At 64.4% G+C, this 13,489-nt stretch carries 11 protein-coding genes; 4 read left to right on the forward strand and 7 right to left on the reverse strand.

Going from position 1 to position 13,489, the window contains the following annotated elements:
• The first annotated feature begins 61 nt into the window (after positions 1–61).
• Positions 62–1,849 (forward strand): hypothetical protein, encoded by a 1,788-nt coding sequence (locus tag JQX13_RS06875; RefSeq protein WP_203408253.1) that lies wholly within the window; start codon positions 62–64, stop codon positions 1,847–1,849.
• Here JQX13_RS06875 and JQX13_RS06880 read toward each other — a convergent pair.
• Both JQX13_RS06880 and JQX13_RS06885 read right to left on the reverse strand, forming a co-directional pair.
• Complete coding sequence (locus JQX13_RS06880) at positions 1,837–2,724, reverse strand: glycosyl hydrolase (protein WP_203408254.1); 888 nt, start codon at positions 2,722–2,724, stop codon at positions 1,837–1,839. The genes JQX13_RS06875 and JQX13_RS06880 overlap by 13 nt on opposite strands.
• Entirely contained in the window at positions 2,721–3,503 is a 783-nt protein-coding gene (locus JQX13_RS06885; protein ID WP_203408255.1) for a TIGR04290 family methyltransferase, read from the reverse strand. The genes JQX13_RS06880 and JQX13_RS06885 overlap by 4 nt, the downstream gene beginning before the upstream one ends.
• 322 nt (positions 3,504–3,825) lie before the next feature.
• On the opposite strand from JQX13_RS06885, the gene JQX13_RS06890 reads away from it, so the two are divergent.
• A complete protein-coding gene (locus JQX13_RS06890) occupies positions 3,826–5,127 on the forward strand; it encodes an inositol-3-phosphate synthase (RefSeq protein WP_203408256.1) in 1,302 nt (433 codons plus the stop codon).
• A gap of 9 nt (positions 5,128–5,136) precedes the next feature.
• Positions 5,137–5,580 carry a DUF1622 domain-containing protein gene (locus JQX13_RS06895; protein WP_203408257.1) on the forward strand — a complete coding sequence of 148 codons (444 nt, stop codon included), beginning with the start codon at positions 5,137–5,139 and terminating at the stop codon, positions 5,578–5,580.
• 446 nt (positions 5,581–6,026) lie between these two features.
• On the opposite strand, the gene JQX13_RS06900 is transcribed toward JQX13_RS06895, so the two are convergent.
• The 3 genes from JQX13_RS06900 to JQX13_RS06910 form a co-directional block, all read right to left on the reverse strand.
• Positions 6,027–6,185: a hypothetical protein gene (locus tag JQX13_RS06900; RefSeq protein WP_203408258.1), complete on the reverse strand. Its 159-nt coding sequence runs from the start codon at positions 6,183–6,185 to the stop codon at positions 6,027–6,029.
• The gene (locus tag JQX13_RS06905) at positions 6,175–6,978 is read right to left on the reverse strand and encodes a hypothetical protein (protein ID WP_203408259.1); all 804 of its coding nucleotides are present in this window, start codon (positions 6,976–6,978) and stop codon (positions 6,175–6,177) included. Before JQX13_RS06905 ends, JQX13_RS06900 begins: the two co-directional genes overlap by 11 nt.
• 68 nt (positions 6,979–7,046) lie before the next feature.
• Entirely contained in the window at positions 7,047–8,054 is a 1,008-nt protein-coding gene (locus tag JQX13_RS06910; protein ID WP_203408260.1) for a hypothetical protein, read from the reverse strand.
• A 162-nt stretch (positions 8,055–8,216) separates the two neighbouring features.
• Between JQX13_RS06910 and JQX13_RS06915 the strand changes: the two genes are divergently transcribed.
• On the forward strand, positions 8,217–9,431 hold the full coding sequence (locus JQX13_RS06915) for an ISAzo13 family transposase (RefSeq protein ID WP_203408064.1): 1,215 nt from the start codon (positions 8,217–8,219) through the stop codon (positions 9,429–9,431).
• Here the strand turns inward: JQX13_RS06915 and JQX13_RS06920 are convergent.
• On the reverse strand, positions 9,412–10,896 hold the full coding sequence (locus tag JQX13_RS06920; protein ID WP_203408261.1) for a hypothetical protein: 1,485 nt from the start codon (positions 10,894–10,896) through the stop codon (positions 9,412–9,414). The two genes, JQX13_RS06915 and JQX13_RS06920, sit on opposite strands and share 20 nt — an antisense overlap.
• Positions 10,897–10,941: 45 nt before the next feature.
• Complete coding sequence (locus tag JQX13_RS06925) at positions 10,942–13,413, reverse strand: type VI secretion system Vgr family protein (protein WP_203408262.1); 2,472 nt, start codon at positions 13,411–13,413, stop codon at positions 10,942–10,944.
• Positions 13,414–13,489: the final 76 nt, after the last annotated feature.

The following is a 13,489-nucleotide window of genomic DNA, read 5'->3' on the forward strand; positions in this document are numbered from 1 at the left end:
CCGCGGGAGCCTCCTATCTTCCGGGGAGCAGACCGCGGCCACGAGGAGGGGAAACAACACCATGCTCGTTTACGGAGACCATGAGCGCGAGGTGCGACCAGCAGAGGTGCTCGCGGCTCTCCGTGAGCGCTTGCGTCAACTCGACACCATGCCCGCGGGCATCGTCCGTCATGCCGCGCTGGTGTCCCTGTTCATCGAGGCGGGCGAGCTCGCCCAGGGTCTGCTCGACGCGGACTTCGCCGAGCGGCGCCAGGACGAGCCAGGCCCGCGGAGCACGGCATGCCTCGCGCTCCCACTGGCCCTCGCGCGAGCCATCCGCTACTCCCACTCGAGTGGCTTCACGAGCTACAGCCCCATCCCGGACGAGGTGCTCGACACGCTCGAGCGTCTGGAGCTCCCGGAGCGGGTCACCGTCAAGATGCCCGAGGGCTACGCCTACTACGCGCTCTACCCGGAGCTGTACCTGGAGGCCGCGCGCTCGCTCCGGTTGTTGCCACGCCCGCCCGTGGTGGTGGGCATCCGCAGCATCGGAACGGGCCTCTCGTGCCTGGTCGCGGCCTCCGCGGGCACCACGACTGCGCCCTTCACCGTCAGGCCGGGAGGCCATCCCTTCCAGCGTACCCTCAGTCTCGGCCCCGAGCTCGAGCGCGAGCTCCTGACCCGAGCCAGGGAGTCACACGTCGCCATCGTGGACGAGGGGCCCGGGTTGTCGGGCAGCTCCTTCGGCGCGGTGGCGGACTTCCTCGAGGACCGGGGTGTCCCCGAGGACAGGTTGCTCTTCTTCCCGAGCCACGCGGGTGAGCTCGGGCCCATGGCCAGCGAGCGACACCGGACACGTTGGTCCCGGGCGCGCCGGTACACGGCCGACTTCGACGCGCTCTTCATCCGCCCGAGCGATACCCGCGCGCCCCTCGTCGACTGGGTCGAGGATCTCACCGGCACCGCCGTCGGTCCGCTCGTGGATGTCAGTGGCGGTGCGTGGCGGCGCAAGCACCTCCCGGACGAGCGCGACTGGCCCGCGGTGCACATCCAGCAGGAGCGGCGCAAGTACCTCCTGCTGACCGCGCGCGGCACGTTCCTGCTCAAGTTCGCCGGCCTCGGTACCTACGGGGAGCGGCGCCTGGCGCGCGCGCGCCAGCTCTCGGACGCGAGCCTGACACCGCCCGTCGAGGGACTGCGACACGGATTCCTCGTCCAGCGGTGGCTCGAGGGCGCGCGGCCCCTTCCCGTCGCACGCGGACTCGACCGCGCGGAGCTCGTGGCGCGCGTGGGGACCTACCTCGGCTTCCGCGCCCGTCGCTTCCCCTCCGAGCCCGGGCGGGGAGCCTCGCTCGCGAAGCTGCTGGAGATGGCGCGCTACAACACCGCCCAGGTCCTGGGTGACGGGTACGCCGAAACGCTCGGTGTCTGGGCGCCGCGCCTCGAGCGGCTCTCCGCCGAGGTGCGCCCGGTGGAGACGGACAACAAGCTCCATGCGTGGGAGTGGCTCGTGCTCCCGGACTGCCGGCTCCTCAAGACGGACGCGGTGGACCACCACGACGCGCACGACCTGATCGGGTGCCAGGACGTGGCCTGGGACGTGGTGGGGGCCGCCGTGGAGCTCGGGCTGGACCCGGCGGAACAGTCCATCCTCGCCGAGTACGTGGAGCGCGCGAGTGGCCGCGCCGTCAGCGCCGCGCTCATGGACTTCTACCGGCCGTGCTACCTGGCCTTCCAGCTGGGCCACCATGTCATGGCGGCCTCGGCGCTGGAGGGGCTCGTCCCGGAGGAGTCCGCGAGACTGCGCCGGGCCGCGGAGCGCTACACCTCGCTGCTGCGCGACCCGGCACCTCCCGCCTACTTCGCGTAGCGCCGCGTCATGCGCGCGCAGAAGTCGGCGAACTCCTCCACGTTCCGGGGCGGGCTCGTGTGGTGGTCGACCACGCCGCGAGAGCCCGGCGTGAAGCAGTACGTCAGCGTCAGGTCGAAGTCCTCGAGCGCGCTCATCTGCCGGTCGAACCAGGCCTCGTAGTTGGGCCGGTGGCTGTCCGCCCAGCTCAGGCCCGTGCGCAGCTTCTTGACGCCCAGCTTCTTGAGCCACTTCACCGCGTCATCCAGCCGGTGGTCCTCGAAGTGGAACCACTGGCAGATGCCCATCTCCGGCGTGTAGTCCGCGAAGTGGCGCATCGCGCGCTTGGGCGTGCCGTCCTCCCTGAGCAGGCCCATGTAGAAGTGCCGGTAGTACGACGAGCCCTCCGCCTCACGGTGACGCGTGGTCGCCGGCCAGGCCTTCGGCAAGTCATAGAGGCTGTACCAGTGGACGCGGTCCACCTTGCCGAGCAGCAGCTCCGCGGTGCGCCGCAAGCCGAACTCCTGCACCTCCTCGGCGCCGAAGGTGGAGACGCCCACCTCGGTCACCCACACCGGCAGGTGCGTCACCGCGCGGATCTCCTCGAGGCGCTCCGGCCACTCGTGGATCTGCCAGTGGTTCCAGTCGAGCGGGAAGCCGTGCACCGCCACGACGTCCACCTCGTCCATGCCGCCCTGGTCCTTCATCCGGCGGATGAAGGCCGGGTCGATGGGGGAGATGCCCCCGAGGACGCGGGTGAGCTTCGGGTTCTCCGCGCGCACGGCCTCACCGGCCAGGCGCACCATGCGGGAGAAGACGCTCCAGTCCTTGTCGATCCCAAAGTCCCAGTGGGACATGTTGTTGGGCTCGTTCCACAGCTTCACCGCTTCAATCATTGGATCGTCTCCGGGTGCGCGACGGTGGTGGTCTTCAAGGTCTGGCGCGGATAGGCCGCGCCCCACTTTCCGGTGCGCTTGCCGCGCCGGCAGATGTAGACCTCGTTCGAGGGACGCTCGAGGATGTCGAAGCCCGCCGAGCGCAGCATCGCCTCGGTGCACGCCCGGTTGGGCGCCCACCAGTTGGTCCAGTCCCCCGCGTATTCGTGCTCGATGAAGTGCATCTTCGGGTAGTCCGGCCGGTCGAAGATGGAGCGCTCGGTGATGGGGTAGTCCGGGGCGAACTGGCCCACCTGGTCGCTGCCGCGCTCCAGCGTCTGGAAGATGAGCTGGTCCTTCACGACGTTCTCATACAGCAGGTCCAGCGCCAGCAGGGGGTGGCGCAGGTGGTAGAGCACACCCATGAACAACACGACGTCGAAGGTCTCGCCCAGCGAGCCCACGTCGTAGATGTCCATCTTGTGCAGCTCCACCTCCAGGCCCGTTACCTCGGAGGCGAAGCGGGCCTGGGCCAGGTAGCGCTCGTCGGCGTCGATGCCCACCACCCGCGACGCACCGCGGCGCTTCATCTCGAGGCTGTAGAAGCCTCCGTTGCACCCGATGTCCAGGACCGACTTGCCCGTCAGATCCTGTGGAAAGGCGTGCTGGAAGGTCTTCCAGAAGACAGTGGGGAAGTCGCCCAGGAAGTGTCCCGGAGCCGTCCGGACTCCCTTCAAGTCCAGGTTGTGGAACCACTCACCCAGAGAGCGCACCCGCTGCTCGATCTGTTCACTCGACATCTCACCCGGAGTCATCCGCACCTCGAAGTCAGGATCGCTCGCACGGTGTGCAGCGCCTCCGGGCTTTCCAAGGGCGGGCCGCTCCACGACCCCGTCCACGTCACCTGGAGGACATCGCCCCACGGGAGTATTGCCATGCGGCAATCAAGGCAGCGCGCTCCAGCCAAACTGGACGAGGGAGACACTGGCTGTTTGGCCAGTGAGTACTTAAGCCTTAGGCGAGCACATGGGGGTGGGGATGCGGGTGTGGTGGTTCCTCTCCCAGCACGTCTTCCGACCCGGGCGGGCAACCCGGCGTATCGGCACAACCAGCGAGGGATAGATGAAACGACCAGACTCGATCCGCCCGCCAGAAGGGAAGCTCGCCGTCCTGCTACCGGGGATGGGAGCCGTCTCCAGCACGTTCATCGCGGGCGTGTTGCTGGCGCGCAAGGGACTGGGACTTCCAGTGGGTTCGCTCACGCAGATGGGCAGCATGCGCGCGGGCGGGAAGCAGGTCCGCATGAACGAGTACCTGCCGCTGGCCCGGCTGGATCAGCTCGTCTTCGGCGGCTGGGACATCTTCCCGGACAGCGTCTATGACGCGGCCATCCACGCCAAGGTGCTCGAGGCCTCGCAGCTCGAGCCCGTGCGAGAGGAGCTCGAGGCCATCCGCCCGATGAAGGGTGTCTTCTATCCGCAATACGTGAGGCGCCTGCACGGCACGCACGTGAAGGAAGGCGCCACGAAGGCGGACATGGTGGAGCAGGTGCGCGCGGACATCCGCGCCTTCCTGCGTGACAACGGGTGCTCGCGCGCGGTGGCCGTCTGGTGCGGCTCCACGGAAACCTATGTGGCGGCCGACCAGGTGCACTCCTCCCGCCGCGCCTTCGAGGCCGGCCTGCAGAAGAGCGACCCGGCCATCACCAACTCGCAGATCTACGCCTGGGCGTGCCTCCAGGAGGGCGTGCCGTTCGCCAACGGCTCTCCCAACCTGGCGGTGGACTTCCCCGCCGCCGCGGAGCTCGCGCGCCTCCACGAGGTGGCGCTCGCCGGCAAGGACTTCAAGACGGGCCAGACGTTGATGAAGACCGTCATCGGACCCGCCCTGAAGGCCCGCATGCTCGGCGTGCGCGGGTGGTTCTCCACCAACATCCTCGGCAACCGCGACGGCGAGGTGCTCGACGATCCGGAGTCGTTCCGCTCCAAGGAGCTCACCAAGCGCGGCGTGCTCGATGAGATCCTCGACGCGAGCGCCAACCCGGAGCTCTACGGGGAGATCTTCCACAAGGTCCGCATCGAGTACTACCCGCCCCGCGGCGACGCGAAGGAGGGCTGGGACAACATCGATCTGTTCGGGTGGATGGGCTACCCGATGCAGATGAAGATCGACTTCCTGTGCCGGGACTCCATCCTCGCGGCGCCCATCGTGTTGGACCTGGCGCTGCTGCTGGACCTGGCGCAGCGTGGTGGCTGCATCGGCACGCAGGACTGGCTGAGCTTCTACTTCAAGAGCCCCATGACGGACCCGGGCCGCTCTCCCGAGCACGACCTGTTCGTGCAGAACATGAAGCTCAAGAACATGCTGCGGGCGCTCATGGGCGAGGAGCCCAGCTGCCCGCCGGGTGCCGAGAGCTACGACTGAAAGGCGCCCATGGAGTTCACGGAGTGGGTCTCGCTGTCGGCGCGCCTCTTCGAGGGCGCCGGCGTGGCGGTCATGGTGGTGGGGACGATCGTCTCGATCGTGCTCGTGCTGGTCCACTACCGCCGTGGGGGCGGTGAGCACGCATTCCGCAGCCTCCGGGAGAAGGTGGGCCGCGCCATCCTGCTCGGGCTGGAGCTGCTGGTGGCCGCGGACATCATCCGCACCGTCAGCGAGGAGCCCACGCTGCGCGGCGTGGTGGTGCTCGGGCTCATCGTGCTCATCCGCACCTTCCTGAGCTTCACCCTCGCGGTGGAGCTCGAAGGGCACTGGCCCTGGCGCAGCGCGGAGATTCGAGGCGTGCACGCGCAAGGGCGCCTCGCGACTCCCGAGCCCCGGCCCGGTCCCGGGAGAGCACCCCAAGCGCACGAGACGCAACCGCCCTCGGAGCACTGAGGCACGGCAGCGGCCTGGCTCAGGCTTCTTCTTGTCATTCGCCAGGGGCAGCGCCTTTCGAAGGTGCGGAACCCCTTCCGCTCACGTCATACGCCCCCACCCACTGCTCGAGCTCAGGAGGCAGGGTCGAAGAAGCGGCCTCCACCTTCATCACGTCAATTCCCTGGAACGAAACCTTCAAGGAGGAGTTTGACTCCACGCGGCCCTGCACTGACAGCTTGTGGCCAACAACAGGGCCAGGCACGTGTAAGCCAGCTCCTCCAGCGCGCCTGCATATACCCATCTCTCATGGGCTCTCCTGCTCTTAGAGCCTGTTTCGGTACGTCTCAGCCCTGGCAGCCTGCTCCGCTGGCGGGGAGCTGCCAGAACGTCCTACCGAAACAGGCACTTAGTATGTTCATGACACTCGTTTGAGCCTTATGAGGAGGAGAGCCATCCACCGATCCTTACTGAGAGAAAAGAAACTTGCGTTTGCGTGTCAGCAGCACCACCTGCATGGGCGTACCAGTCTCGAATTGAAGACCCTCCTTGCAGCCCTCGTCCGCAGTGGCCTTGAGGACCGTCTTCTTGTTCTCCTCGCTCTGTTTCTTCTTGTCATCCGCCATGATTGCTTTCCTTCAAAGGCGCAGAGGCCTTGCCGCTCACGTCGTACACCCCCAGCCACTCTTGCATCTTTGAGGGCAGGTCTTCCGAACCCGGCTCTATCTTCATCACGCCGCTTCCTGGGAAAGAGACCTTTAGTGACCAGGTCTTTTCCTCCGCTCCTTTTTCCCAACGGGTGGTGCGTAGCGGAATATCATCGGCGACACACCTGATCTCCCCCTTGGCCCCATCTACCCTGAATACAAAGCCCAGGTGAGTACTGCCTCTCTTCACTTCCGTGTAATCCTCGGAACTGACAGTGGTGAATGCATCTACGAGCTCGACCCACAAGAGCCGATTCGCCTCGCCACGTTTTCCTAAGAGCTTCATGGAATCCGCACGCACTGTCGGCTCGGTGATATTGGTGTAGGGGACCTGGATGGCTAGCGGAACAACCCCCTGGAGCCGTCCTGAAGGAGCTCGATACAAGACCGCCCATACGTGCTGGCCCCCACGTGGTGCGCCGTTTTGAATGATGCGCCCCAGCATGAGAGCTCCCACTTTCTTGTCCCGAAGCGTCCGCTCCACCTGCCACGAGTACGACTCAGAGGACTCGGGCGAAGTGTCCCAACCAAGAGACTCCGCAACCTGCTCCGCCCACATTGCCTGTTGGGGAACGTCGAGGAGTCGCACCGCTGGAGAGATTGGTGCGACCTTCAGTGGAGCGGAACTCTCCGTGCCGCTGCTGTCAGCTAGAGCGGAGCCAGCAACAAGCAGCATTGTCAGGAGCACGGCTCTGATGGCTTGTTCTTTCATGATGCTCCTTACGATACTCAGGACTTCTACCCTTCGAGACCGCAGGCACAGAGGAATCTTCTCTTTTTCTACGGCGCACCTGACGCAGGCGCACCTTCGTGCGCTGAAGAGGGAACGGGCTTTTTCTCGATTTTTCGAATCGCGGGCCTGCCAAGGAAGTTGTACCTGTAATTGCTGGCGGTGGCCTTTTCGCCCGTATGCTCCAGGATTTCTCTTACACCGGCGTAGCCACAAGCTTTGGCAACATCATCATCGAGATTCGATACACAAAGCATGATGAAGGCCGCGCGCTTTTCTGGACTGGTCATCCCCCCCACCTTCTTGAGCCGCTTCTTCCTCAGCTCAAGAATGACCTTTATCATCTCGAACTCATGCTCTGGGGTAATGACCGACAATGTGAACCCCTTCGACCCCAAGGCGTTCTTCTCGAGTTTTCCCAACACCTGCTTGGCTGCTTCAGCCCAGACACCAGCTCCCAATTCCGGCCAGAACGCTCCTGCTTCCAGGAAGCCTGGCCTGTTGAGATGAAGATCGAGGAGGAGGGCCTGGGCAAGTTCGGATTTATGGATTTGAGGCAGCTTGAACTTCTGCCCCTCCCCGAAGTCATAATCCATATCTCGTACAATCTGGAGTCTTTTGAACCCCTGCTCCAAGAAGAGCTTACTGAACGCCTGCTCCTGCATGGCCTTGACGAAGCGACAAGGGAAGGCGAAGTTCCGTAACAACTTCTTACCCTCCTGGGACTTCAACACCTCTCCATCGAACATCAAGTACCCCGTCTTCATCCATTGCTTGCCGCTGACCTCAGCAACATCAATTTTGTGGTCCAGGAAGTACTTCCTGAACAACTCCTTTCCACTTTCGTGGTTCTTGACGTAGTCGAGCGCTCCCGCCAGCTCTCCCTTGCCGGATTCAGTTCCAGCTGTCTGCTGGAAGGGGCCGCAAGAGAGGAACGAGTCATCCCAGGTGTTGGCACTCGAAAGCGAGCCCTCACTCGCCCACAACGAGGCCCAGATGTTCTGGACATCTTGCGACAATGGAGGCAGGAGTTCAGCAGCCGCGTTCTTTTGAAGCAACTGATAGAGGTTGAATCTCCCCGGATCAAGCTTGTCGCGCTCGAGCCCATCTTGCTTCTGAACGCCCAGAAGCCACGACTCATTCGAGACGCTTTGGAGGCTCGGAAAAATAAATGTTCCACACGGCGTGTTGAGTGTCTGAATTCAGCAGACGGGTGACAGATGAACGTAACGCCATCGATAGAGGCTGTTCAACGCAAATTCGAGGCGCTGCGTGCGGGAATGAACGAGGCGGTTCGTCGGCGCTGGGCGGCTGCGGAGGCCAGGTCCTTGGGAAGGGGAGGCATCAGTTTGGTGGCAAAGGCCACAGGACTGTCCCGGTCGGCAATACGGCGGGGGTTGAAAGAGCTTGAACAGGGGGTGACTCTCGACATCCACCGCGCACGCCGCCATGGTGGAGGCCGGAAGAAAGCGACAGAGAAAGACACAACGTTGCTGTCGGACCTCGAGGTGTTGGTGGAGCCAGCCACGCGCGGCGATCCGATGTCGCCCTTGCGCTGGACTTGCAAGAGCACCGTGAAACTGGCCGCTGAGTTGAGTCATCGAGGCCATGCCATCGATCCCAGCACCGTGGGGAGACTTCTGCGCCAGACGGGCTACAGCCTCCAGAGTAACCGCAAAACGCGTGAGGGCGGCAAGCATCCCGACCGAAACGCACAATTCGAGCACATCAACGCGCTGGTGCGGGCCTTCCACCGGCGCGGAGAGCCTGTCATCTCGGTGGATGCCAAGAAAAAGGAGTTGGTGGGGGACTTCAAGAACGCAGGAAGGGAGTGGCACCCGAAAGCCAAGCCGTCCGAGGTTCGGGTATACGACTTCGTAGATAAGGAGTTGGGTAAAGTCCTGCCGTACGGCGTCTATGACGTGGGCGCCAATGAGGGATGGGTGAGCGTAGGGGTGACACACGACACGCCCGCCTTCGCCACGTCCACCATCCGAACCTGGTGGTTGGAGATGGGCCGAGAGCGCTACGCGCGAGCGAAGGAGTTGCTCATCATCGCAGACAGCGGTGGCAGCAACAGCGCTCGTGCTCGGTTGTGGAAAGTGGAGTTGCAGCACCTGGCGGACGAGATGGGGCTGCGAATCAGCGTCAGCCACCTACCGCCCGGAACGAGCAAGTGGAACAAGATAGAGCATCGGATGTTCTGCCATATCACCCACAACTGGAGAGGGCGTCCCCTGGAGAGTCGAGAGATCGTCGTCAACCTCATCGGGAGCACGACTACCGAAAAGGGCCTACACATTCAGGCAGCACTCGATACGGACGACTACCCTCTTGGCATAAAGGTAACCAACCATGAGATGGAGTCGCTCCGAATAAAAAGGAACAAGTTCCATGGGGAATGGAACTACGTATTCATACCCAACGTGGTTTGAATTTCACGCACAATGGAACATTTATTTTTCCGAGCCTCCTTTCTACATCATCATAGACGTAGACTTCCTCCCGAGAATTCAGGTCATCAGATTTTTCAACGATGAACTCCTCCTTGTCACGAATGACATAGAAGAGCGGAGGCGCGGGCAGGTGTGCCGCCAAGTATTCCATCAATGCGAGTGAATGGTAATGATAGACGAGTGGTTTGCCCGGCAGGCTCACACCCGCCTCCTGGGCCTCCTTCCACCACATCAACTCGGTGGCGGCCTTCACCTGGTCGTCCGTGAGGTCGAACTCCTTGGCCCAGGCCTCGTTGTTCTTCTTCACGTCCGCCCATTCGACAGCCCAGAATGACTTGTTGCGCGTGATGCTGGAGCGCAGGAACTGGCGCTGGGTGTCATTGAGCTCGTTGAAGGCCTTCTTGACCTGCTCCGGCTTGATGAGCGCCGAGGAGTTGTAGGCCAGCGGCTCCAGCTCCTTGGGCAGCCCCGTGATCTCACACAGCGGATCATCGTCCGCGTCACTCTCGAAGAGGTGCCACTGGGACAGGTCCTCCTTGTCGATGACGTTCTCCTCGGAGAACACCTCCAGGTGCACCATGCCGGTGCCGGCCTTCACCTCGCCCACCAGCCCGATGCACTCGCCCGCCACCACCGGATAGTCGAGCTTCGAGCAGCCCCCCTTCTCGAGCGCCTGGACCTGGGTGGCGAACGCGGGGACCTCGACGAGCTGGTTCGCCTGCGAGCGGACCCACCCCACCCGCCCATCTCCCGGATTCTTGATCTTGCTGTACCCCTTCTTGGCGAGCGACTCCTCCGCCTCCGTCGGAGCCAGCACCTCCACGATCGTTCCCATGCCCAGAAAGCTCAGGGGACCCCCTCGGACCAGCGAGGAACCACTCTTCTTGGGCGGGCCCCAGAAGGTGAGGCCGGGTGACTTCTTCGTGGGCTCGTCCCGCGCGATGGCAACCCGTGCGAACTTCCGAGACGGTCCGCTGGCATCCGCCTCCGGCGCGGGTCCCAGGAAGGGCGCGAAGCTCTTGAGCCAGGGAATGTTCTGCGTCGAGGCCTCGGGCAGGTACAGGTGGATGTACAGCGAGTAGAGCTTCACGTCCCGGAAGGTCCACTTCGTCGGGTCCTTCTCCGTCAGGCTCTTCTTGTCGAGCACCTTCAGGTCGTGCTGGATGAGCACGAACTGCGGCCCTCCGAGCGGGTACTCCTTGGGCTTCTTCGCCGGCTCCCCGCCCTTCATCCGCAGGCGCGCGGCGACAATGCGTCCCGGCGCCATCGCTCGCACCGGAGTGTTGAGCTGCCCCGTCAGGTGGATGCCATTGTGCCACGTCTGGCTGAGCCCGAGGGGGTACCAGCCTCCCTCACCCTCCTCGTTGCTCTTGTAGAGCGCGGCGAGGGCGGCCCGGTCCGCCTCGTTCTTCGGGTTGAAGATGTCCTTGTCCTGTCTGCCCAACGGAAGACCGAGCCGGACGAGCTTGTGCGCAATGGAATTCCCCCCTCACCTCTTCTCCGGGAAGGTCAGCTTGACCTTGCCCGGCTTCACGTCGTCCACCTGCACCTTACCGGTGGCGTCCATCTTGCCCTTGCGCGTGGACCCATCCGAGAGCTTCAGCTCGAACTCCTTGCCCTCGAGGGACTCGCCCCCCGTCGACAGCGTCTGGAACACCACGCTGCTCTTGGGCGTGGCCTTGTCGAGCTTCTGGATGTCCGCCTTCTTCCCGGAGCCGCTCTTGAGTGAGCCCGCGGGCTCCAGCTTCACCTTCGAGCCCTTCGCCTTGAAGTTCGAGCTGTCGATCGTCAGCGTCTTCGCGAAGAGCTTGACGCTGCCGGACTTCTCCATCTGGAGGATCAGGTTGCCTCCCACCACCAGGGAGAACTTGTCCGCCTTCAGCTCGAAGGCCTTGGCCAGCCACGCCGTGGCGTCCTTGATGTCGAGGACCGTCTCGCCCTTGATGTCGTGTGTCTCGTCCTTGCCCGTCACGAGCGACAGGCCGCCTTCGATCTCCGTCTGGAAATCGCGGCCGACCTTCGTCTCCTTGTCCTTGGCGACCATTTCCTGGCGGCTACCCTCGACGTACTCGGTGTAGGCGGCGGCCACCTGGGTGGACTTGAGCCCGCCCACCGCTTCGTTGAGGGCCAGGGCCACGTTGATGGCATACCCCGCGCCGACGGTGAGCGCCCTGGCGGCCCCCACCGACTCCGAGGCCGCCTGCGAGATGGAGGCCGTGACGTTCTTCGCCACGCTGATGGACTGGTTGCCTTCCACCGACTCCGAGTGACTGCCCGACGTGGACGTGGAGCGGTTGCCTCGCACCTGGAGCGTCTGGTTGCCCTCCACCCGGCTGTCGTCATCCAGCAACACGGAGAGCTTCTGGTTGCCCTCCACCGTGCGCTGGCGGTCCTTCTTCACCAGGAGGTCCTCGTTGGCCTTCACCTCCTGGGCCTTGTCGTTCTCGGTGACGAGGTCCTCGTCCTTCTGTCCATGGACGAAGATTTCTTCCTCGCCCGCCGCGTCCTCGATGCGGAACTCGTTGAAGCCATCACTGCCCAGGCTGGAGGCGCTCTTGAGCGTGGACTTCGTCTTGTCGTCCGGCAGCGCGTAGGGCGTCGGGTTGCCTCCGTTGTACACCGTGCCCGCGATGAGGGGCCTGTCCGGGTTGCCCTCGAGGAAGCGCACCACCACCTCCTGCCCGATGCGCGGCAGGTACAGCGCGCCCCACGCCAGTCCGCCCCAGGTCTGGCCTACCCGTACCCAGCACGACGCCTTGTCGTCCCGCTGGCCCTCCCGGTCCCAGTGGAACTGCACCTTGATGCGCCCGTGCTCGTCCGTGTGGATTTCCTCTCCCGAGGGCCCCACCACCGTGGCCGTCTGCACGCCCGCGATGGAGGGCATGGGCGTCAGGCGCCTCGGCCGGTACGGAACCCTGGCCGGCATGCACCGGAAGTGGTTGCGGTACAGGCCGCCTAGCGCCTCCCGGCCACCCGGCGTTTCCGGCTGCGCCCCCATGTGACGCACTTCCACCACCGTGTACTCGCCCGCGTTCGTGCCGTCGTCCTCCACCTCGAACCGGTAGCCCGCCGTCAGCCGCGGCGCCACGCTCTCCCCCTGCAGCGTGCGCGCCGCCTGCACCGCCTCCTCCAGACGCACCCTGGCCGTCTGCTTGCCCACGCCCGGAGTCACGTACTCGCCCGGATAGTCGTAGACCTCCAGCCCGCTCAGCCCCTCGTCACTGTTGGATCTGCCCGAGACATCCAGCGCCGGCTTCTCGAAGTCGAAGTCCTTCAGGTGCACCCTGCCGGGACGCAGCCGGTACGCCCGCTCCAGTGAGACGAGGTACTCGCCCTCCGCCACCCGGCCATCGTTGTCGCGCAGGGACAACGTCGCGCCACCCGGCAACGGCTCGTGCACCGTGGGCTTGTCGCCCACCACCAACGTGTGCCCGTCCTCGGTGTGCTCGAAGAAGTAGAACAGGCCCTCCCACTCCATCAGCCGGCTGATGAAGGCGAAGTCCGTCTCCCGGTATTGGGTGCAGTACTCGCGCGTCTCGTAGCTGCCGCTCAGGGCCCAGCGGGCCTTCACCCCGGCCTCGCCCAGCACCGCCTTGATGATGTCCGGTACGCTCTTGCCCTGAAAGATGCGGCTCCTGGCCACACGCTTGAGCCACCACAACCCGGGAACCATCCACAACCGGTAGCGCTCATGTCCGCCGCGCGAGCCCAGCGCCTCCACCGCGCACACACGGCCATGCACGTACCGGGGACTGGCTCCAGGCACCTCCAGCGTCAGCAAGGCTTGCGTGCCCAGCACGTCCGCCGTCTCCAACGGCTCCGCGCCCGCATGATGGAACTCCACCTGGAACTCATACAAGCGGCTGAGCCCTTCGGTCCCCGCGAAGCGGCCAACGACCAGCTCCCCGGCTCCGTATTGCCCAGCCTTCAGCGAAAACGCTGATGACCCTGGACCCGACATGTTGACTCCCCCCCTCGACAACACCGGACGCGCACGTGCCGTCACGGCCCGTTCAATCTACCGGGCGCATCTGACC

The organism is Archangium violaceum, assembly GCF_016859125.1.
Classification (GTDB): Bacteria; Myxococcota; Myxococcia; order Myxococcales; family Myxococcaceae; genus Archangium; species Archangium violaceum_A.